Annotated in this window: 16 protein-coding genes; 7 read left to right on the top strand and 9 right to left on the bottom strand. The window is 71.2% G+C overall.

Going from position 1 to position 21,507, the window contains the following annotated elements:
- Positions 1 to 471 precede the first annotated feature (471 nt).
- Together QM720_RS06600 and QM720_RS06595 are read right to left on the bottom strand one after the other, a co-directional pair.
- Positions 472 to 1,128 carry a hypothetical protein gene (locus QM720_RS06600; RefSeq protein WP_415125343.1) on the bottom strand — a complete coding sequence of 219 codons (657 nt, stop codon included), beginning with the start codon at positions 1,126 to 1,128 and terminating at the stop codon, positions 472 to 474.
- A 70-nt stretch (positions 1,129 to 1,198) separates the two neighbouring features.
- Positions 1,199 to 1,702, bottom strand: a complete 504-nt coding sequence (locus tag QM720_RS06595) for an amino-acid N-acetyltransferase (protein ID WP_415125342.1) — start codon at positions 1,700 to 1,702, stop codon at positions 1,199 to 1,201.
- A 141-nt stretch (positions 1,703 to 1,843) separates the two neighbouring features.
- On the opposite strand from QM720_RS06595, the gene QM720_RS06590 reads away from it, so the two are divergent.
- From QM720_RS06590 to QM720_RS06580, 3 genes are read left to right on the top strand one after another with little or no spacing between them, the layout of a single operon-like run.
- Positions 1,844 to 5,095, top strand: coding sequence for a DUF2126 domain-containing protein (locus tag QM720_RS06590; RefSeq protein WP_415125341.1), 3,252 nt, complete (start codon positions 1,844 to 1,846; stop codon positions 5,093 to 5,095).
- Positions 5,092 to 7,611, top strand: coding sequence for a circularly permuted type 2 ATP-grasp protein (locus QM720_RS06585; protein WP_415125340.1), 2,520 nt, complete (start codon positions 5,092 to 5,094; stop codon positions 7,609 to 7,611). Before QM720_RS06590 ends, QM720_RS06585 begins: the two co-directional genes overlap by 4 nt.
- Positions 7,608 to 8,492, top strand: a complete 885-nt coding sequence (locus QM720_RS06580) for a transglutaminase family protein (RefSeq protein ID WP_415125339.1) — start codon at positions 7,608 to 7,610, stop codon at positions 8,490 to 8,492. Before QM720_RS06585 ends, QM720_RS06580 begins: the two co-directional genes overlap by 4 nt.
- 233 nt (positions 8,493 to 8,725) lie before the next feature.
- On the opposite strand, the gene QM720_RS06575 is transcribed toward QM720_RS06580, so the two are convergent.
- A complete protein-coding gene (locus QM720_RS06575; RefSeq protein WP_415125338.1) occupies positions 8,726 to 9,577 on the bottom strand; it encodes an endonuclease domain-containing protein in 852 nt (283 codons plus the stop codon).
- A gap of 230 nt (positions 9,578 to 9,807) precedes the next feature.
- On the opposite strand from QM720_RS06575, the gene QM720_RS06570 reads away from it, so the two are divergent.
- A complete protein-coding gene (locus QM720_RS06570; RefSeq protein WP_415125337.1) occupies positions 9,808 to 10,809 on the top strand; it encodes a putative zinc-binding metallopeptidase in 1,002 nt (333 codons plus the stop codon).
- A 148-nt stretch (positions 10,810 to 10,957) separates the two neighbouring features.
- Here the strand turns inward: QM720_RS06570 and QM720_RS06565 are convergent, their stop codons facing one another.
- Positions 10,958 to 13,486, bottom strand: a complete 2,529-nt coding sequence (locus tag QM720_RS06565; protein WP_415127833.1) for an ATP-dependent Clp protease ATP-binding subunit — start codon at positions 13,484 to 13,486, stop codon at positions 10,958 to 10,960.
- A gap of 299 nt (positions 13,487 to 13,785) precedes the next feature.
- Here QM720_RS06565 and QM720_RS06560 point away from each other — a divergent pair, with 299 nt between their 5' ends.
- Both QM720_RS06560 and QM720_RS06555 read left to right on the top strand, forming a co-directional pair.
- Positions 13,786 to 14,370 (top strand): hypothetical protein, encoded by a 585-nt coding sequence (locus QM720_RS06560; RefSeq protein ID WP_415125336.1) that lies wholly within the window; start codon positions 13,786 to 13,788, stop codon positions 14,368 to 14,370.
- Complete coding sequence (locus QM720_RS06555; RefSeq protein ID WP_415125335.1) at positions 14,367 to 14,597, top strand: helix-turn-helix domain-containing protein; 231 nt, start codon at positions 14,367 to 14,369, stop codon at positions 14,595 to 14,597. Before QM720_RS06560 ends, QM720_RS06555 begins: the two co-directional genes overlap by 4 nt.
- Before the next feature lie 198 nt (positions 14,598 to 14,795).
- Here QM720_RS06555 and QM720_RS06550 read toward each other — a convergent pair whose 3' ends face one another.
- The 3 genes from QM720_RS06550 to QM720_RS06540 form a co-directional block, all read right to left on the bottom strand.
- Positions 14,796 to 15,737 carry an endonuclease domain-containing protein gene (locus QM720_RS06550; RefSeq protein ID WP_415125334.1) on the bottom strand — a complete coding sequence of 314 codons (942 nt, stop codon included), beginning with the start codon at positions 15,735 to 15,737 and terminating at the stop codon, positions 14,796 to 14,798.
- Between the two features lie 541 nt (positions 15,738 to 16,278).
- Entirely contained in the window at positions 16,279 to 17,748 is a 1,470-nt protein-coding gene (cls, locus tag QM720_RS06545) for a cardiolipin synthase (RefSeq protein WP_415125333.1), read from the bottom strand.
- A 7-nt stretch (positions 17,749 to 17,755) separates the two neighbouring features.
- Positions 17,756 to 17,932 carry a hypothetical protein gene (locus QM720_RS06540; protein WP_415125332.1) on the bottom strand — a complete coding sequence of 59 codons (177 nt, stop codon included), beginning with the start codon at positions 17,930 to 17,932 and terminating at the stop codon, positions 17,756 to 17,758.
- A gap of 129 nt (positions 17,933 to 18,061) precedes the next feature.
- Between QM720_RS06540 and QM720_RS06535 the strand changes: the two genes are divergently transcribed.
- Positions 18,062 to 19,249, top strand: coding sequence for a DUF4192 family protein (locus QM720_RS06535; protein WP_415125331.1), 1,188 nt, complete (start codon positions 18,062 to 18,064; stop codon positions 19,247 to 19,249).
- A 6-nt stretch (positions 19,250 to 19,255) separates the two neighbouring features.
- Here the strand turns inward: QM720_RS06535 and QM720_RS06530 are convergent, their stop codons facing one another.
- Both QM720_RS06530 and lysS read right to left on the bottom strand, forming a co-directional pair.
- Positions 19,256 to 19,954 (bottom strand): LysE family transporter, encoded by a 699-nt coding sequence (locus tag QM720_RS06530; protein WP_415125330.1) that lies wholly within the window; start codon positions 19,952 to 19,954, stop codon positions 19,256 to 19,258.
- 1 nt (position 19,955) lies between these two features.
- Positions 19,956 to 21,491, bottom strand: a complete 1,536-nt coding sequence (gene lysS / locus QM720_RS06525; RefSeq protein ID WP_415125329.1) for a lysine--tRNA ligase — start codon at positions 21,489 to 21,491, stop codon at positions 19,956 to 19,958.
- Positions 21,492 to 21,507: the final 16 nt, after the last annotated feature.

Raw genomic sequence — 21,507 nt, 5'->3', positions numbered from 1 at the left:
CGTCACCCCGTCGCCTGTCACCCCGCCGCCCCCGTCGCGAAAAACGGAAAAACCGCGAAAAACGGATGCGTGGGGCTCCCGGCATCCGTTTTTCGCGACATTTCCGTTTTTCGCGGCAGCACCGGAACCCGCGGAAAGGCGGGACCCGGAACACGGCAACCCCGGAACGGCGGGACCCGGAACACGGCAAAGCCGCAACACCGGAACCCGCGGAAACAGGGAAAGGGAGAGCTCTCCGATCCCCCCATTGGGGACTGGGAGAATCGAGAGGGCCCGTGCTCACTGGCCGATCAATGTCCGGTTTTTCGGGCCGCTGGGGAAAGGCTTCGATTCGCCGTTGCTAGGGACAACGGGGACTCGACCAGGAGCTTCTTCAAGGGTACGCACAATGCCTGCTTTTGTGCCTCTCAACTGATGAGAATGCTCTCAGAAACAGCAATATTGGAGCCTTCTCACAGACGGTCCCCGGCGTCAGCGCAACTCGAACATCGTGGTGTCCGCCGCCTGGATGCCGCCGATCGACACCGCCAGGTGGTAGTAGCCCGCCGTCGCCTGCGGGCGCGACGAATCGCACGTGTCCACCGACGAGCGCGTGCGGTCCCAGACGAGCGGCGTCACGCTCGACACCGTCTGTCCCGCCGCCAGCTGCACGACCTGATCGCTCGATTCCGACTGGCAGTCGGTCGAGCGCCACCACGTGTCGCTGCCGCTCGTGATGACGAACGCCTGCGTCGCGGTGCCGACATTGATCAGGCACGGAGCATCGGAGTGGTTCGACAGTGTGATGGACAGCTGGGGCAGCTCGCCGGCGCCGTACGAGTCCTTGTCGGTGACGGCGAGCACCGTGATCGACGAGGTGGAGCACGCGGCGACCGTCGCCTCGGTCCCGGTCGCCTCGGGCGTTTCCGCGGGGGCCGGCGATTCGGTGGCGGTGGGCGTCGGCGCGGGGGTCGTCGTCGTGGCGCGGGGGGATGCCGGGGGCTTCGCGGCATCCGCGGCCCCGTTCCACGGCTGCCAGATCGCCAGGGCGACCCCCGCGACGATCAGGAGCACGACGGTCAGCAGGAGCGCACGGCGACGCCGGTACACCGCCGCCGAATGGCGACGCCGACGCCTGGGAGTGCTCACGGGTCCAGGCTATGCCGCGGCATCCATCGCCTCGCCGTGACGCGCGGGCGGCCGCCCGACGCGGCCCGCTTCAGGCGAGGTGCTTGAGCATGCGGGTGTTGCCGAGGGTGTTCGGCTTGACGTGGGCGAGGTCGAGGAACTCGGCGACGCCCTCGTCGGGGCTGCGCAGCAGCTGCGAGTAGACGTCGGGGTCGACCACCTGTTCGCCGATGGGCGCGAAGCCGCGCCTCGTGAAGAAGTCGACCTCGAAGGTGAGGCAGAACAGGCGCGTGAGGCCCAGTTCGCGGGCGTTGCGCTCCAGCGCGCCGACGACGGCGCCGCCGACGCCGTGATGCAGCCACTCCTCGGCCACGATGAGGGTGCGGATCTCGCCGAGATCCTCCCACATGACGTGCAGCGCGCCGCAGCCGATGAGCTCTCCGCAGGTCTCGGCGACGACGAACTCCTGCACCGCCTCGAAGAGCGTCACGATCTCCTTGCCGAGCAGGATGCGGCGGCGCACCCAGGGTTCGAGCAGACCCAGGATGCCGCGCACGTCCGACGTGCGGGCCGGACGCACCGTGTACGAACTCACCGCACCACTGTATCCGCGGCGGTGCGGCGAGCCTGGCAGGTATGGCGTCGGGGCGTTTCATCTCGGCGCTGCGCGCCTCGCTCAACGACCGGCGCAGGCCGCCGTAATGCGCCCGCAACAGGGATGCACGATGCTGGACCCATGTCGATCAAGGTCGCGCTGGAGCACTACACCGGCTACGAGTTCGCGCACCCGGTGAACGTCGCCCCGCACGTGGTCCGGCTGCGCCCCGCCCCGCACTCGCGCACCCCCATCGAGGCGTACTCGCTCGACATCCAGCCGAAGAACCACTTCCTCAACTGGCAGCAGGATCCGTTCGGGAACTGGCTCGCGCGCATCGTCTTCCCCGAGAAGGTCGACCGGCTGGAGATCACCGTCGGCATCGTCGCCGACCTCAAGGTCATCAACCCGCTCGATTTCTTCATCGAGGAGTACGCCGAGCGCTTCCCCTTCTCGTACGACCCCGCCCTCGCGATCGACCTCGCACCGTACCTCCGGCCCACGGGCGACAGCGCCGGCGCCGCCCGGTGGCGCGAGAACCTCCCGCCCCTGCCCGGCGACGGCGTGCCGACGGTGCTGTTCCTGTCGCAGCTGAACAGCGCCGTGCACGACGCCGTGGCCTACTCGGTGCGGATGGAGCCGGGCGTGCAGACGCCCGACCACACGCTGGCCGCCGGCATCGGATCGTGCCGCGACAGCGCGTGGCTGCTGGTGAGCCTGCTGCGGCAGTACGGCCTCGCCGCCCGGTTCGTCTCGGGCTATCTCGTGCAGCTCGCGAGCGACCGGGAATCGCTCGACGGGCCGAGCGGGCCGGCGCAGGACTTCACCGATCTGCACGCCTGGGCCGAGGTGTTCATCCCGGGCGCGGGCTGGATCGGCCTCGACGCGACGAGCGCCCTGTTCGCCGGCGAGGGCCACATCCCGCTGTCGGCGACGCCGCATCCGTCCAGCGCCGCGCCCATCACCGGGGCGACCGATCCCGTCGAGGTGACGTTCTCGTTCCGCAACGAGGTCCGGCGCATCCACGAGGATCCGCGCACGACGAAGCCGTACACCGACGAGCAGTGGGCGCGCATCGACGCGGCCGGCGAACTCGTCGACGAGCACCTGCGCGCCGGCGACGTGCGGCTCACGCTCGGCGGCGAGCCGACCTTCGTCGCCCTCGATGACGCGACCGCCGCCGAGTGGAACACCGACGCCGACGGCCCGCACAAGCGCGAGCTGGCGAACCTGCTCGCCGAGCGCCTGCGCCAGACCTACGCCCCCGGCGGCATCGTCCACCGCGGGCAGGGCAAGTGGTACCCGGGCGAACCGCTGCCGCGCTGGAACATCGCCCTGCAGTGGCGCACCGACGGCGAGCCGCTGTGGCAGCATGCCGACCTCTTCGCCGACCCGTGGGCGGGGACGGATGCGAGGGATGCCGGTGCCGCGCGGGCGGAGGCCCTCGCCCGGCGCGTGACGGCCCTGCTCGGACTTCCCGAGGAACAGGTGCTCCCCGCCTACGAAGATCCGCTCGCGGCGCTCGCCGCCGAGCTCCGCCGCCCCGACGGCCCGAGGCCGGACGGCGAAGACCCGGGCGCCGCCGACGTCGCCGCCCTCGACGCCGCCGAGGCCGCGGCGGGCTTCGTGCTGCCGATCGTCACCGGCGAGGAGTGGTCGAGCCCGGCGTGGCGCTTCCGCCGGGGGCGGCTCGTGCTCGCCGCCGGCACGAGCCCGATCGGCCTGCGCCTTCCGCTGGATGCCGTCTCGTGGGTCGACCCGGAGTGGGAGGGCGAGCCGTCGTACCTCGAGTCCGGCCCGCCGCTGGCTCCCGGCATCCCGCGCGTCACCGTCACAGACCCTGCGGGAGCCCCGACGACGGCGCTCGCCTTCGAGGCCCGCGACGGCCACGTGCACGTCTTCCTGCCGCCGACGCAGCGGCTGGAGGACTACGCCGCGCTGCTACGCGTCGTCGAGGCCGCCGCGGTCGACGTCGGCACGACCCTCGTGCTGGAGGGCTACCCGCCGCCGCCGGATGCCCGGCTGACCCAGGTGGTCGTGACGCCCGACCCGGGCGTCATCGAGGTCAACGTGCAGCCCGCCTCGTCCTGGGCCGACCAGCGCGCGCTGACGTTCGACCTGTACGAGCAGGCCCGGCAGGCGCGGCTGTCGACCGAGAAGTTCGACCTCGACGGCACGCACACCGGCACCGGCGGCGGCAACCACATCACGCTCGGCGGTGCGACGCCCATCGACTCGCCGCTGCTGCGCCGGCCCGACCTGCTCGCGAGCCTCGTGACGTACTGGCAGCGGCATCCGTCGCTCTCGTACCTGTTCTCCGGGCGCTTCATCGGCCCCACCAGCCAGGCGCCGCGCTTCGACGAGGGGCGCCCCGAGGCGGTCTACGAGATGGAGATCGCGCTGCAGGAGATCCGGCGCCTCGCCGCCGAGACCGCCGAGCCGCGGCCCTGGCTCGTCGACCGGGCGCTGCGGCACCTGCTGACCGACCTCACCGGCAACACGCACCGCGCCGAGTTCTGCATCGACAAGCTGTACAGCCCCGACTCCAGCCGCGGGCGCCTGGGCCTGCTCGAACTGCGCGGGTTCGAGATGCCGCCGCATCCGCAGCTGGCGCTCGTGCAGGCACTGCTCGTGCGCGGGCTCGTCGCGATGTTCTGGGAGAAGCCGCTGATCGCGCCGCTCGTGCGCTGGGGCACGGCGCTGCACGAGGATTTCCTGCTCCCGCACGGCGCCCGGCGCGACATCGGCGAGGTCGTCGCCGACCTGCGCGCCCACGGCATCCCGTTCGAGGAGAGCTGGCTGGAGCCGTTCGTCGAGTTCCGCTTCCCGCGCATCGGCGTCACTCAGCTCACGCCGCAGCTCACGCTGGAGCTGCGGCAGGCCATCGAGCCGTGGCACGTGCTCGGCGAGGAGGCGACCGGCACCGGCACGGCGCGCTACGTCGACTCGTCGGTCGAGCGCGTGCAGGTGACGGTGGCGGGCGTCGACCCGGCGCGCCACCTCGTGGCCTGCAACGGCGTCGCGGTGCCGCTGAGCTCCACCGGCCGGCAGGGCGAGTACTACGCGGGCGTGCGCTACCGGGCGTGGCAGCCGTGGTCGGCGCTGCACCCGTCGATCGCGGTCCACGCGCCGCTCGTGTTCGAGGTCGTCGATGCGGATGCCGCCGCCTCGCTCGGCGGCGCGACCTACCACGTCGTGCACCCCGGAGGCCGCGCCTACGCGCATCCGCCGGTCAACGCGAACGAGGCCGAGGCGCGCCGGTCGGGCCGCTTCGCGCCACACGGCCACACACCCGGTAGGTTCGATGTGGCGGCGGCGCGCGAAGCGGGGGCGCGCGCAGCCACGACGGACTACCCCCGCACCCTCGACCTTCGGAGGGCCCCGCGGGCGTGAGTGTGCTCCGTGACTACGCCACGGCGGTGTCGCAGCCGACACTGCCGCTGTCCGTCGTGCCCGACACCGGCCGCTACGACGAGGTCGTCGGCGCCGACGGGGCGCTGCGGCCGGCCTGGCAGTCGCTGGCCTCGCTCGCGCTGGCGCTGACGCCGGAGGAGCTCGACCGCGTCGACGGCGAGATCACCCGCTTCCTCGCCGACGACGGGGTGTCGTACCTGCGCCCCGACTCGGGCGCGCAGCCGTGGCAGCTCGACCCCATGCCGCTCGTGATCGACGCGGCGAGCTGGGCGCGGCTCGACGTCGGGCTCGCGCAGCGGGCCGAGCTGCTGAACGCGATCCTCGTCGACCTCTACGGCCGGCAGACCCTGCTGCGCGAGCGGATCGTGCCGGCATCCATCGTGCTCGGGCACTCGGGGTTCGTGCGCTCGATCGCCCGCCCCAGCGCCTTCGACCCGCATCCGCTGGTGCTGTCCGCCGCCGACCTCGGGCGCGACGCGCAGGGCCAGTGGCATGTGCTCGCCGACCGCGTGCAGGCGCCGTCGGGGCTGGGGTTCGCGGCCGAGAACCGCCGGGTCATCTCGCAGGTGCTGCCCGACCTGTTCCAGGAGAGCAGCCTGCACCGCATCGACCCGTACTTCGCGGCGCTGCGCGCGGCGCTGCTGTCGTCGGTTCCCGAGGGCGTGACCGACCCGCGCGTCGTGATCATGTCGCCGGGCACGTTCAGCGAGACCGCGTTCGACCAGGCCTTCCTGGCGAACGCGCTCGGCTTCCCGCTCGTGCAGGGCAGCGACCTCGTCGTGCGCGACGGATGGGTCTGGATGAAACCGGCCCGCTGGCCCTCGCGCCCGCCGACCGATCGCATCGACGTCATCATCCGGCGGGTGGATGCCGAGTGGTGCGACCCCCTCGAACTGCGCGGCGACTCGCGACTGGGCGTCGCGGGTCTCTCCGAGGCGGTGCGCCGGGGCCGCGTGCGCATCGTCAACGGCCTGGGTGCGGGCGTGCTGGAAAATCCCGGGCTGCTGCCGTTCCTCGGCGCCGCGTGCGAGCGGCTGCTCGGCGAGCAGCTGCGGCTGCCCTCGGCGCCGACCTGGTGGTGCGGCGACCCCGACGCGCGGGAAAGCGTGCTCGCACGGCTGCGGGCCGGCGACCCGAGTCTCATCGTGCGCACGATCGACCAGCCCCGCAAGCTCTTCGCCTCGGTGCCGCCGGCCGAGCTCGCCGCCCGCATCGAGGCCGCACCGCACCGCTTCGTCGGGCAGGATCTGCTGTCGCTGTCGCAGGCCCCCGTGTGGCGTCCGGCCGGCGAGGCGTTCGCCCTGCCGCTGACGTTCCGGGCGTTCACGCTGCGCTACGGTTCGACCTACCGTCCGATGCTGGGGGGCCTTGCCACCGTGCGCGAGCACCCCGAAGCCCCGCCGCGCACGAAGGATGTGTGGGTGCTCAAGGCGGCCGTGGGCGACGCCGACCAGAACCTCGCCGAGATCACGACCCTCCCCACCGCCCGCACCGTGCCGACCCTTGCCCCCCGGGCGCTCGCGGACATGTTCTGGATCGGCCGCTACGCCGAACGCACCGAGGATCTGCTGCGGCTGGCGCTGACCGCCCAGGTCGAGGCCGACCAGCCCGGTGCGCACCGCGACGGGAGGATGGACGAGAGCGTCCGCACGCTGATGGGCGTGATCGCCCGGCTCGCGGGGTCCGGCCGGGCGGGCGGCGACCCCGAAGCCGAGTTCCGCGGTCTGCTGCTCGATGCCCACCGCCCCGGCACCGCCGCGCACTCCATCGCCCGGCTGCGCGTGGCGACCGAGGGCGTGCGCGACCAGCTCTCCGGCGACACGTGGCGCGTGTTCTCCAACATCGAGCGCGCCAGCCGCGCCCTGCGCAGTGCCCCGCATCCGCACCGCACGGCCGAGTCGGCCGGCCGCATGCTGGCGGCGATGCTCTCGCTCTACGGCATCACCGCCAATATGATCCGCGACAGCGGTTGGCACATGATCGAGGCGGGGCGATTCCTCGAACGCGGGCTGCAGCTCATGCACCTGCTGTCCGGGCTCGCCGAGCAGCGCGACGTGCGCGCCGAACGCGAGGTGCTCGAGGGTCTGCTGCTGTCGGCCGAGAGCGTCGTGACGTACCGCCGCCGCTACCGCGGGTCGCTGCGCGTCGCCGACGTCCTCGACCTGCTGCTGCTCGATCGCGAGAACCCGCGCTCGCTCGCGTTCGCCCTCGACGCGCTGCGCGGGCACCTCGCGGCGCTCCCGGCATCCACCGGGTCGACCCGGGCCGAGCGCCTGCTCGACCACCTCGCATCCGACGTCTTCGCCGCCGACCTCGCCGACCTGGGGCGGGTGCACGACGGGCGGCGTGCCGCACTGCAGGCGACGCTGGCCGACATCGCCGGCCGCCTCGAACAGCTCGCCCTCGCCGTCGACGAGCACCACTTCGCGAGCGGACCGCCGCCGGTGCCGCTGTCGGAGCTGTCACTGGTCGAACTCATGGAGGCCCGCGCATGAGCCGGTACCGCGTGTGGCACCGCACCGCGTACACGTACGCGAAGCCGGTGCAGGACAGCGTCGGCCTGTTCCACCTCGTGCCGCGGAACCTGCCGTGGCAGACCGTGTCGGACGCGGGCGTGACCGTCGACCCCGTGCCCGGCGATCTGTCTCCGGATACCGACTACTTCGGCAACGCCGCCACCTACTTCCACGTCACCGACCCGCACGACGAACTGTCGATCGTGGCGAGCAGCGACGTCGCGGTCTCGACGCCTGCGTACGATCCCGACGCGCTCGCGCAGCCGTGGGAGCTGGCCCGGCCGCTCGTGCACGGCGACCTCCCGGGAGCCTGGCGCGCGGCGGAGTTCGCACTGGAGTCGGCGCGGGTCGGGCACGTCGCCGCCGCGACCGCATACGCGGTGCCGTCGCTGACGCCGGGACGCCCCATCGGAGAGGCCGCGACCGACCTCATGCAGCGGATCTTCCGCGACTTCGACTACGACAAGACGGCGACCACCGTCACCAGCACCGTCGCCGACGCGATGCGGCGCCGCGCCGGGGTCTGCCAGGACTTCGCGCACGTCGCGCTGGCGTGCCTGCGCGGGCACGGCCTCGCCGCCCGGTACGTGTCGGGGTATCTCGCCACCCAGCCGCCGCCCGGCAAGGAGCGCGTGTTCGGCGCCGACGCCTCGCACGCGTGGCTCGCGGTGTGGCTGCCCGGCACCGACCAGTGGCTCGCCATCGACCCGACCAACGACCAGTGGGCGAACGACCGTTACGTCACGGTCGCCTGGGGCCGCGACTACGGCGACGTCTCGCCGGTCAAGGGCATCATCTACACGAAGGCGAAGAAGTCCACGCTGCGCGTGCAGGTCGACGTCGCGCCGCTCCCGGGCTGAGCCCGCGCCGGGGATGGCCGGGCGCGCGGGGGTGGCCCGGGGATGGCAGAGGTAGCCGGGGGTGGGCACGCACCAACTCCGCAGGATGCCGCGTACTCCGCATCCGGAACCGGTTTCAGTTGCGGAGTATGCGCACATCTGCGGAGTACGTGGGTGGCTGCGCGGGCTCCGGGCTCGCGCGCGTCCGCGCTCGCGGCGGCGCGGCGGGCGGCACTCGCGGGGCGGGCCAAGACTCACGCGGCGAGGTGGCACCCGGCGGCGATCGCCCGTTGGACGAGCCGCTCGACCTGTGCCCACTGGTGCACGATCTGCGCGTACGAGAACCGGAACACGGTGTAGCCGCGCAGACGGAGCTCGGCATCGTGGGCGATGTCCTTCGCCCGCTGCGCCGACGACGAGTGGTGCTCCCACCCGTCGATCTGGAGCACGAGCCGCTCGCCCACGAGCACGTCGACGGGCTTGCCGGCGATCCACACCTGCTGGCGCACCCGCACCCCCATCCGGCGCAGCGGCCGCACGACGAGCACCTCCAGCCCGGAGTCGGCGAGGCCCGTCGTCTCCTGTGCGAGCTCCGCCGCCGCGTTCGAGGTCCAGGGGATGGCGCGCAGGGCCTCCGGCGCGAGGCCCTCCGCGCGGGCGGCAGCCTCCCACAGCACGAGAGCCGTATCTCGTGGCAGGCACAGCGCGATGTGGGCGAGCGCGTCCTCGATCGAGCCGACCAGGGTCCGCTCCCCGGGCACGAGCGGCCGCGTCCAGTGCGCGACCCCCGGCCACGGTGAACGCGGACCCGTCGAGCCCGGCACGAAGTGCAGGTGCGGCCGGTCGTCCACGCCTTCCGGCATCCACCACCCTCGGTACCGGGCCAGGGTGACGCACGTGATCCGTCCGCCGCGCAGCGCGGCTTCGCGCAGGTCGGGCGGCGCCGACGGCGACGCGAACCAGCTCCGCCGCAGCACCTCCGCCCCGCCTGCGGCCACGAGCGCGCGCAATTGGCCGTTCGTGTAGCCGCTGCGCAGCACGTCGCTGCGGTGGACGATGCGGCCGTGCAGCTGCTCGCTCAGGTCGTGGAGGGTTCTTGGTGCCATTTCAGCATCCTCGCCCCCGGGCGACGCTCGTGGGCGCCCCAATGGCTGATCCGTGGACAGTTCGGGAAAACAGCCGGTTGGGGAGGAGGTTATGAACTCCGCAGGATGCCGCATACTCCGCATCCGAAGCCGCCTTCGGCTGCGGAGTACGCGCACGACTGCGGAGTACGTGCACGGCGCGGCGGTGCGAACCGCTGCACGGCGGACCCGTGCTGTGCGACGCTGGGCGGGTGAGAACCTACACGTGCCGCGTCTGCGCGAGCCCGCTCTACTTCGAGAACTCCGTCTGCGTCTCGTGCGGCACGGCGCTCGGGTACGCCCGCGCGGAGCGCGAGCTCGTCCCGGTGGATGCCGGGGGCACCTACACCGACCCCGGCGGCCTCGTCTGGCACGTGTGCCGCAACCTCAATCTCTCCGGCTGTGCGTGGCTGGCGCCGCTGGCCGGCGGCCAGTGCGCCGCGTGCGACCTCACCCGCATCCGGCCGGCCGACGACGACCCCGAGGGTCTTGCGGCGTTCCCCGTCGCCGAACGGGCCAAGCGCCACCTCATCGCCGAGCTCGACGGGCTCGGGTTCCCGGTGGTCGGCAAGGGCGAGGATCCGGCCGGCGGGCTGGCGTTCGACCTGCTGTCGTCGACGCGGCAGCAGGTGGTCATCGCGCACAGCGACGGCATCGTCACGATCGACCTCGCCGAGGGCGACGACTCGCACCGCGAGCGCATCCGCGCCCAGCTCGACGAGCCCTACCGCACGATGCTCGGGCACCTGCGCCACGAGGTCGGGCACTACTACCAGTGGCGGCTCGTGGAGAGCGACCCCGCCCTGCTCGCCCGCTCCCGGGAGCTGTTCGGCGACGAGCGCGCCGACTATCCGGCCGCAGTCGCACGCCACTACGCAGACGGCCCGCCGCCCGACTGGCCGCAGCGCCACATCTCGGCGTACGCGACGATGCATCCGTACGAGGACTTCGCCGAGACCTGGGCGCACTACCTGCACATCGTCGACACGGTCGAGACCGCCGTCGCGACGGGGCTGCTGCCGGCCACCGACGCGATCGGGTACCCGAGCTTCTCGGCGTTCGTCACCGACGTGTGGATCCCGCTGTCGACGGCGCTGAACCTCGTGAACCGCTCGATGGGCGCCGCCGACCTCTATCCGTTCGTGCTGCCCGCACCCGTGCGGGACAAGCTCGACTTCGTCGCATCGCTGCGGCCGGTGGCCGCCGGCGGCTGACGGCGTTTCGTCTGGGCCCTACGGGCCTCGCTCACCGACCGGCAGCCCCGCCCCGGTCGTTGAGCGAGCGAGCGCAGCGAGCGAGACGAAACGCCCGCAACGACAAGGGGACGGATGCCGCGGCATCCGTCCCCTTGTCGAAGAGCGCCTACGTCGTCGCGGCGATGTCGGGCGTCGCCTCGATCTCGCCCGCGGCGCCGACCCCCACCGCGACCTTCTCGCCGCGCGGGCCGTGCTCGAACACGAAGGCGCCGTTCTCGGCGTCGACCTTGACGTGGTCGCCGGCGACGAGCTCGCCGTGCAGGATGCGCTCGGACAGCTGATCCTCGACCTCGCGCTGCATGGCGCGGCGCAGGGGCCGGGCACCGAGGGTCGGGTCGAAACCGATCTCGATGAGGCGATCCTTGGCGGCATCCGTCAGCTCCACCGTCATGTCGCGGTCGAGCAGGCGCTCGGACAGGCGCTTGGTGAACAGGCCGACGATCTGGCGCAGCTCGTCCTTGTTCAGCTGCGGGAAGACGATGACGTCGTCGACACGGTTGAGGAACTCGGGCTTGAAGTGGCGCTTGAGCTCTTCGTCGACCTTGCCCTTCATCCGCTCGTACGTCGTCTGCGCGTTGCCCTCGACCTGGAACCCGACCGGGCCTCCGGCGATCGCCTGCGAACCGAGGTTGGTCGTCATGATGATGACGGTGTTCTTGAAGTCGATGACGCGGCCCTGACCGTCGGTCAGGCGCCCCTCTTCGAGGATCTGCAGCAGCGAGTTGAAGATGTCGGGGTGGGCCTTCTCGATCTCGTCGAACAGCACGACCGAGAACGGCTTGCGGCGCACCTTCTCGGTGAGCTGGCCGCCCTCTTCGAACCCGACGAACCCGGGAGGGGCGCCGAACAGGCGCGAGACGGTGTGCTTCTCGCCGAACTCGCTCATGTCGAGCGAGATGAGGGCGCCCTCGTCGTCGAACAGGAACTCGGCGAGCGCCTTGGCCAGCTCGGTCTTTCCGACGCCGGTGGGGCCGGCGAAGATGAACGAACCGCTCGGGCGCTTCGGGTCCTTCAGACCCGCACGCTGACGGCGGATCGTGCGGCTGAGCGCGGCGATCGCCTCTTCCTGTCCGATGACGCGCTGGTGCAGCGCCTTCTCCATGAAGACGAGGCGGCTCGTCTCCTCTTCCGTGAGCTTGAACACCGGGATGCCGGTGGCCTGCGCCAGCACCTCGGCGATGAGACCCTCGTCGACGACGGCGTGGCTGGCGACGTCGCCGGAGCGCCACTGCTTCTCCAGGCGCAGGCGCTCGGCGAGCAGCGACTTCTCCTCGTCGCGCAGCGACGCGGCCTTCTCGAAGTCCTGCTCTTCGCTGGCGCGCTCCTTCTGCTCGCGCACCGAGGCGATCTTCTCGTCGAACTCGCGCAGCTCGGGCGGGCTCGACAGGATCGACAGGCGTAGCCGCGCGCCCGCCTCGTCGATGAGGTCGATCGCCTTGTCGGGGAGGAACCGGTCGCTGATGTACCGGTCGGCGAGGTTCGCGGCGGCGACGATGGCGCCGTCGGTGATCTGCACCTTGTGGTGCGCCTCGTACCGGTCGCGCAGCCCCTTCAGGATGTTGATGGCGTGCGGCAGGCCCGGCTCGGCGACCTGGATCGGCTGGAAGCGGCGCTCCAGCGCGGCATCCTTCTCGAAGTGCTTGCGGTACTCGTCGAGGGTCGTGGCGCCGATGGTCTGCAGCTCGCCGCGGGCGAGGAGGGGCTTGAGGATGGATGCCGCGTCGATCGCGCCCTCGGCGGCGCCCGCACCGACGAGGGTGTGGATCTCGTCGATGAAGACGATGATGTCGCCGCGCGTGCGGATCTCCTTCGTGACCTTCTTCAGGCGCTCCTCGAAGTCGCCGCGGTAGCGGGAACCGGCGATGAGCGAGCCGAGGTCGAGCGAGTAGACCTGCTTGTCCTTCAGCGTCTCGGGCACGTCGCCCTTGACGATGGCCTGCGCGAGACCCTCGACGACGGCGGTCTTGCCGACGCCGGGCTCGCCGATGAGGACGGGGTTGTTCTTGGAGCGGCGGGAGAGGATCTGCATGACCCGCTCGATCTCCTTCTCGCGCCCGATGACCGGGTCGAGCTTGTTCTCGCGCGCGGCCTGGGTGAGGTTGCGTCCGAACTGGTCGAGCACGGCGGAGCCGCCCTGCGCACTGGCCTGCGCGTTCTGCTCGCCGGCGCCGGTCGCGACGCCCGCGGGTTCCTTGCCCTGGTAGCCGCTCAGCAGCTGGATGACCTGCTGGCGCACCTTGTTCAGGTCGGCGCCGAGCTTGACGAGCACCTGCGCGGCGACGCCCTCGCCCTCACGGATGAGGCCGAGCAGGATGTGCTCGGTGCCGATGTAGTTGTGGCCGAGCTGCAGGGCTTCGCGCAGGCTCAGCTCGAGCACCTTCTTGGCGCGCGGCGTGAAGGGGATGTGGCCGGTCGGCTGCTGCTGGCCCTGGCCGATGATGTCCTGCACCTGCTCGCGCACGGCATCCAGCGAGATGCCGAGGCTCTCCAGCGCCTTGGCGGCGACGCCCTCGCCCTCGTGGATGAGGCCGAGCAGAATGTGCTCGGTGCCGATGTAATTGTGGTTGAGCATCTTCGCCTCTTCTTGGGCGAGCACGACCACACGACGGGCACGGTCCGTGAATCTCTCGAACATCGTCGACTCCTCGGCTTTCCGGGCGCTGATCTTCTGCGCCTTATGTCGAGGGTAACGAGCCACGGATGCCGGCATGCCCGTGTTCGCCGTCGGCGTGACGCCCGGCCGGTCGTTGAGCGACGAGCGCAGCGAGGAGACGAAACGCAGCGCCCCACCCTTGACAGCATGCCGCGGCATCCATATCGCTTTTCGATAACAACGTTTATCGATATGGAGGATGCCGTGGTCACGACGCGGGCCGATCCCGATCCCGAGCCGAAGCACGCCGATCGTCGGCAGCGCGAGACGGAGGGTCTCGGATGAGCGCGGCGGTCGCAGTCGCGCGGCCGGGGGCGCTCGGCGGCATCCGGGTGGTGGGGTTGATCGTCGGGATCGTCGCGGCGGCGCTCGGGATCGGTGGCACGATCGTGACGATCATCGGGCCCAGCGTGGAACTGCTACCGGAGACCTCATTCGATGGCACCCGACTCATCTCGCTGCCCCTTCCGTTGCGGATCGTGCATGCCGCCTTCATCCTGCTCGCGCTGCTGACGGTCGCCGCGATGGCGCTGCTGCTCGCCGACCTCGCGGGCCGGGTCCGACGCGAGGTGCGCTTCGTCCCGGCGGTCTCGCGCACCGCGGCGGCGCTGGCGATCGTGCTCGGTGTGGGTTCGTGGCTCGCGCAGTCCGCGGCATCCATCGCGCGCTGGTCGGGGGTGCGCTACGACGAGGGCGTCGATCCCGCGACCGCGGATATGTCGACGCTCCCGATCGACTGGGTCGTCACCGCCCAGACGCTCGCTCCGAACTGGACGCTGCTGGGGCTTGCGATCGTGCTCGGCGTCCTCGCCTCCATCATCCGCGCGGGCGAACGGCTGCAGCGCGACACCGAGGGGCTCGTGTGAGTCCCGCCGACGAGGACGAAGCCACCGGCATCCACTGCCGGCTCGACGAACTGCTCGCCGAGCGCGGGATGACGCTCGCGCGGCTGTCCGAGCTGGTGGGGGTGTCGGTCGTCAACCTGTCGATCCTGAAGAACGACCGCGCGCGGGCGATCCGCTACTCGACGCTGTCGGCGATCTGCGGCGCCCTCGACTGCGAGGTCGGCGACCTGCTCACCCGCGCCCCCTGACCCGCGCCCCGTCGCCCCCCGCGCCCCGTCGCGGTTCGGTCGCGGCATTTTGCGGGTGCTGCGCCGACGCATCCGCAATCTGCCGCGACGGAACACAGGCGGCACGCACCGCACCCACCTCAGTCGCGGCAATGTGCGAGTGTCGGATGCCGGCACCCACAAAAAGCCGCGACCGAACATCGTGCGAACGCACGCGGCTCACCGCGAGGCCGCAGCGACGGCGAGACGTACGCGCTCCACGGTGCGCATGGGGTGAAGGAAGACACCCTTCTTCGTCACGCGGATGACGCGCCACCCGGCTTCGACGAGGCGGTCCATACGGGCGATGTCGGCATCCCACTGCGCAGGATCGGTGAGGTGGTACTCGCCCTCGTACTCGATCGCGATCCGCAGGTGCGGGTACGCCAGGTCGACCTGCCCGAGCCACTGGCCACCTTCGACGACGTCATAGTTCACCGCGGGCGCAGGCAGACCGGCATCCAGCAGGATCAGCCGCAACCAGGTCTCAGGGCGCGAGCGCGACCTGTCGCTGATCAGCGGCAGCGCCGCACGCAATCGGTCGATCCCGGTGCGACGACCCGCATCCATCGCCGCGCGCAGTTGCGCGATCGTGCCGAGCGGGGGTGCATCGTTCTCGTGCATGGGCACGCGGACGATCGCATCGCCGACGGCGACGAGGTCTTCGACCCTCGTCAGCACCCCGCCGAGCAGCGCCCAGGTGGTCGCCGGCGTGCACACCGCGAGCCCGGTGTCTGCATGCATCCGCGCGTGCGCCAGCTCGGGCCTGATCGCGTGAGCGTTGATTCCCTGACTCTCGGGCGCACGCCGCGGCCACGTCACGGCGACGTCGAGGGGGCGTCCGGCGACGACGCCATACGGCAGCGGAAGGTTCCAGATGACTGCGGCGGTGACGTGGCTGAAGAACTCGTTCTCGCTCATGCGATGCAGGTACTGGCGGGCACGCTCGAGCAGCATCGCCTCCGCGGTCTCCGGCGTCGGATCGGTCTTCAGGGTGCGCACGCCGTGAAACGGGGTGCACAGGTCGTCGGCACGTAGCCGCGATGGCGAGACGCCGACGTCGAATGCGGCACCGACGGAGAACGCGGCACCGAGTGAGCGGGGAAGGTCAGATCGCTGCATGCGCTCAGGATGCTCCACGCACGCGACGCGCGAGCCGCTATCCACAGGTCAACATCCAACGTGCGCGAAATCACCCCCTGGGGAGGAGGAGATGAACGCGCCGCCGCCGCCGTGCCGTCGCCACCGTGCCGCCGCCACCGCCGTGCCACCGCCGTGCCACCGCCGCCGTTCAGTCGCGGCAAATTGTGGGTGCCGCTGCAGCGCACCCACAGATTGCCGCGACTCAGCTGGGCCGAGCGCACCCCTCTCGTGTTCGGTCGCGGCATTCTGCGGATGCCCGACGCCGATACCCACAGAACGCCGCGACTGAACTGAAGGTGGTCAGGGGTTCGGCGAGGCTTGGGGCGTTTCGTCTCGCGGCTGCGCCGTCCGCTCAGCGCCCGGGGTGCCCGCAGGCGCGCTCAACGTCCGGGATGCCCGCGGGCGCGCTCAACGTCCGGGGGCGCCCGCTTCACGCCCGCGACCGCTCAACGCCCGGCGAGCGCGGCGCGGCGCGCTCGACGCCCGAGAACGCCCGAGAACCCCAACCCCAGAGCGGCCGCTACTGCAGGGCCGAGGTCAGCCGCGCGAGGTTGTCGAGCACCGTGGAGCGCAGCGGCTGCTGCATCCACTCCTCCAGCGTCAGCTCGCGCGAGTCGGCGCGGTACTGGTCTTCGACCGCGCGCAACTGCGCGACGAACTCCTCGCCGCGGACGAGCATCGACATCTCCATGTTCAGACCGAACGAGCGCATGTCCATGTTGCTCGACCCGATGACGGCGACCTCGTCGTCGATCGACATCGACTTGGAGTGCAGGATGTAGGGCCGCTGGTACATCCAGATTTTCACGCCCGCGCGCAGCAGCGCCTCGTAGTAGCTGCGCTGCGCGTGGTACACCATCGCCTGGTCGCCCTCTTCGGAGACGAACAGTTCGACATGGATGCCGCGCTGGCACGCCGTCTGGATCGACGTCAGCAGACCCTCGTCGGGCACGAAGTACGGGCTGACGATGATGATCTTGTGTTGCGCCGCGAACAGCAACCCCATGAACAGCTTGAGGTTGTTCTGGAACTCGAATCCGGGTCCGGAGGGGATGATCTGGCAGTCGAGGTCGCCCGTGCCGGGGTGCACGTCGAACAGCTCGCCGCCGGCGACGATCTCGTCGGTCTCGCTGTACCAATCGCTCAGGAAGACGGCATCCACCGATGCGACGACGGGACCGTCGATGCGCGCCATCATGTCCACCCAGTGCAGTCCGCGGCGGATGTTCTTCGGCAGGTTGTACGTGGAATCGGTCACGTTCTGCGACCCGGTGAAGGCCACCTCGCCGTCGACGACGAGGAGCTTGCGGTGGTTGCGCAGATCGGGCCGCTGATACTTCCCCTTCAGCGGCTGCACCGGCAGCATGAGGTGCCACTGCGCCCCCATCGCGTCGAGTCGGCGCAGCGTCTGCGTGTAGAACGGCTTGCCGCGGTTGGCCCAGTGGTCCAGGAGCACGCGGACGATCACGCCGCGGGATGCCGCATCCTCCAGCGCGGCGAAGAACCCTTCGGTGGCCTCGTCGGCCTGCAGGATGTAGAACTCGACATGCACGTAGCGCTGGGCCCCGCGGATCGCGGCGGCCATCGCGTCGAGGCTCTCCTGGTAGTCGGAGATGAGGGTGGCGCCGTTGTCGCCGGCCAGCGGCATGGCGCCGAGGTTGCGGTTCAGGCGCACGAGCGAGCGGAACCACTCCGGTGCGTTCGGGCGCAGCGTGCCGAACTCGAGCCCACGGCTGGTCTCGTGGATGTAGTCGTTGATGAGCTGCTGCTTCTTGCGGCGCTTGCGCGGCAGCCGCGGGTTGCCGATGAGCAGGAACAGCAGGACGCCGATATAGGGAATGAAGTAGATCGCCAGCAGCCATGCCGTCGCCGCCGTGGGCCGGCGGTTGCGCGGGACGATGATGATCGCCAGGATGCGGATCGTCAGGTCGACCAGCGCCAGCACGACGACCCACCAGGTCCACGTCCAGTCGACGGAGATGGTCAGCATCCGGCGCTCAGCCTCCCACGGGCGGCAGGCCGCGCTTGGCGCGCTCTTCGGCTTCGATCTTCGCGTAGGTGCGACGCTCAGTGCGGTCCATGCGCAGGATCGATCGGAGGATGAACGCGAACAGGCCGAACACGACGATCGTCGGCAGGATCGACCAGACGACGGCCAGCCAGTACGAGTCCATGGCTCCCATCGTACGCGGCGCGTCGGACACGGCTTCAACTCCTCCTCCCCAACCGGCCGATTTCGGAATCTCTCCACAGATCGGCCGATCCGGCTCCCACGCGGGGCGCCGACGCGCCAGGCTCGGCTCATGTCCACCATCGTTCGCGCCGCGGATGCCGCGCAGTTCCTGTCCCTCCTCCCCCAGCTCGTCGGATGCCGTCCCGCGCGAAGCCTCGTCGTCGTGCCGATGTCGGGCGCGCGAAGTCTCGGCGCGCTGCGCGTCGACCTGCCGCCGTCGGGCGTCGCCGACGCGACGGATGCCGTCGCTGCGACGGCCATCGGCATGGCCTGCCGCATCCCGCCGGTCGACGGGGTCGTCGTCGTGACCTACACGGATGCCGCCCTCGCCGACTCGCCGACACCGCATCGGGAACTCGTCGAGGCGGTCGCCTCCCGGGCGGAGGCGTGCGGGCTGACGGTGCGCGACGCCCTGATCGTCGCCGCCGACGGGTGGGGGTCGTACCTCGACGACGCGCCCGCGCGGCCGTTGAGCGAGGTGGAGGGCGAGCCGGCGCCGATCGGCGATCAGGTCTCGGGTGCTCGCCTTCCCGAGCCCGCGCCCGCCCGGCGCCGGGCGGTCGCGCAGGCACTGCGATCGCTGGAGTCGGCGCTGTCGGCGGTCTGCGGCATCCCGCCGAAGCCGGCCACGCGCGGCCGGGCGGGCGTCGGCCCGGAGCCGCGCATCGATCCGGCCGCGCTGCAGGCGGCGTGCCGGCTCGATGATCTGCCGTCGTTCTTCGAGGAGGTGCTGGGCTCCTCCCGCGCCGCGGCGACGACGGCCGCCGACGCGCGCCCGGAATCGGTCGACGCCGCGGCGCTGGCACCCATCGATGCCGCGGCGCTGGCGCCCATGGATGCCGCGGCGCTGGGCTGGTGCCTCGAGCGGCCGTCGCTGCGCGACGTCGCGATCGTGCAGTGGGCGAGCGACCTCTCCGGCGGCGACGAGGCGCTGGAGGCGCAGCGGCGCTGGGAGGACGGGGCGGAGTACCCGACCGATCTGGCCTCGGTGCTGTGGGGCGAGGGTCCGAAGCCGGATGCCGGTCGCCTCGAGCGCGCCCTGGAACTCGTGCGCGAGGTCGCCGCGCTCCTGCCGAAGCGTCGGCGGGCGGGCGCCCTCGCGGTGTGCGCCTGGCTGTCGTGGGCGCTCGGCCGCTCGTCGCACGCCGACCGCTACGCGGAGCACGCCCTGCACCTCGACCGCACGCAGGGGCTCGCCGACATCGTGCGCTCGTTCGTCGCGGCAGCCCACCTCCCCGACTGGGCGTTCACCCCGTGAGCCGGGTCAGTGGAGGAAGGCGAGCAGCAGGGCGACGGCGATGAACAGGATGCCGAACACGATGTCGATCGTGCGCTGGCCGCGCACCGTGCGCGAGAAGCGCCGGAACCCCTGCGCGGCGAGCGCGAAGAACCCCCACATCACGGCGACGTCGACCGCGACGACCGTGACCGCGACGGTGAGGTACTGCGGGAGGAGCGGATCGGCCGGCCGGATGAACTGCGGCAGGAACGCGAGGAAGAACACGATCGCCTTCGGGTTCAGCAGATTCACCCACAGCCCGCGCCGGAACATCGACCAGCGCGACTCGGCGCGCGCCCCACCCGCGGCCCCCGGGCTCGTCGCGGGGCCGTCGCCGGGCTCCCCGGCATCCCGCGCGTCGACGGGCTCGGCCGGCTCGGCGACCTCGGCGGCCACCGCCGGCCGGCGCAGGATCAGCCGCAGGCCCAGATACGCGAGGTACGCGGCGCCGCTGTAGCGGATGATCTCGAACAGCACGGGCGACGACGCCACGAGCACGCCGACGCCGAGCGCGACGATCGCGATGTGCACGATGAGGGCGGCCTGCTGGCCGAGAATCCCCCAGATCGCACGGCGGAATCCGTGGTTCAGCGCGTTGCCCATCGTGTTGATGGCGCCCGCGCCGGGCGTGAAGCTGATGACGACGCACGCGAGCAGCAGCGTGAGCCAGAGCGAGAACGACACGCTACTTGACGAGAGGGAAGAGGATCGTCTCCCGGATGCCGAGCCCCGTGATCGCCATGAGCAGGCGGTCGATGCCCATGCCCTGCCCACCCGTCGGCGGCATGCCGTGCTCGAGTGCGCGCAGGAACTCCTCGTCGATGCGCATCGCCTCCAGATCGCCGCGTGCGGCGAGCTTCGCCTGCTCGACGAACCGCTCGCGCTGGATGACCGGGTCGATCAGCTCCGAATATCCGGTCGCCAGCTCGAAGCCGCGCACGTAGAGATCCCACTTCTCCACGACCCCGGGGATCGAGCGGTGCTCACGCACGAGCGGGCTCGTGTCGATGGGGAAGTCCATGACGAAGGTCGGGCGCTCCAGCGTCGGCTTGACGAAGTGCTCCCACAGCTCCTCGACGAGCTTGCCGTGGGTGGGATGCGGCGGCAGTTCGACGCCCGCAGCCTCGGCCATCGCGACCAGGTCGGCGAACGGCGTGGCCGGCGAGACCTCGCGACCGGCGGCCTGCGACAGCGACCCGTACATCGACAGCCGCTCCCACTGGCCGCCGAGGTCGTAGACCGTGCCGTCGGCCCACGTGACGGTGGTCGAACCCGCCACGGCGATCGCGGCGTTCTGGACGAGCTCCTGCGTCAGGTCGGCCACACCCTGGTAGTCGGTGTACGCCTGGTAGAACTCGAGCATCGCAAACTCGGGGCTGTGCGTCGAGTCGGCGCCCTCGTTGCGGAAGTTGCGGTTGATCTCGAACACCCGGTCGATGCCGCCGACCACCGCCCGCTTGAGGAACAGCTCGGGCGCGATGCGCAGGTAGAGATCGGTGTCGAACGCGTTCGACCGGGTGACGAACGGGCGCGCCGACGCGCCCCCGTGCTGCACCTGCAGCATCGGCGTCTCCACCTCGACGAACCCGTGCGCGGCGAAGGTCTGGCGCAGGCTGGCGTTCACCTTCGCGCGAGCGCGCACCGTCTCCCGGGCCTGCTCGCGGACGATGAGGTCGAGAAAGCGCGAGCGCACGCGGCTCTCTTCGCTCAGCTCGGTGTACAGGTTCGGCAGCGGCAGCAGCGCCTTCGCCGCGATCGCCCAGTCGGCGACCATGATCGACAGCTCTCCGCGGCGGCTGGAGATCACCTCGCCGGAGACATACACGTGGTCGCCGAGGTCGACGAGGTCCTTCCAGCGCTGCAGCGACTCCTCGCCGACGGCGGCGAGCGACACCATCGCCTGGATGCGACTGCCGTCCCCCGACTGCAGGCTCGCGAAGCAGAGCTTGCCGGTGTTGCGGCTGAAGACGATGCGGCCCGCGACGGCGGCGGTGACACCGGTCTCGGCGCCGGCATCCAGGTCGGCGAAGCGCTCGCGCAACGCCGGGATGGTGTCGGTCACCGGAACCGCGACGGGGTACGCGCCACCCGCGGCATCCGTCCGCTCCGCGATGAGGCGCTCGCGCTTGGCCAGGCGCACGGCCTTCTGCTCGTGCGCCTCTTCGGCGGAGAGTTCAGGCTCGGGCGCCTCTGCGGCGGGCGCGGCGGTGTTCTCGGTCATGCGGGCGTGGCTCCTC

Source organism: Microbacterium sp. (genome assembly GCF_047602155.1).
Taxonomy (GTDB): domain Bacteria; phylum Actinomycetota; class Actinomycetes; order Actinomycetales; family Microbacteriaceae; genus Microbacterium.
This window is presented reverse-complemented; position numbering and strand designations above follow the sequence as displayed.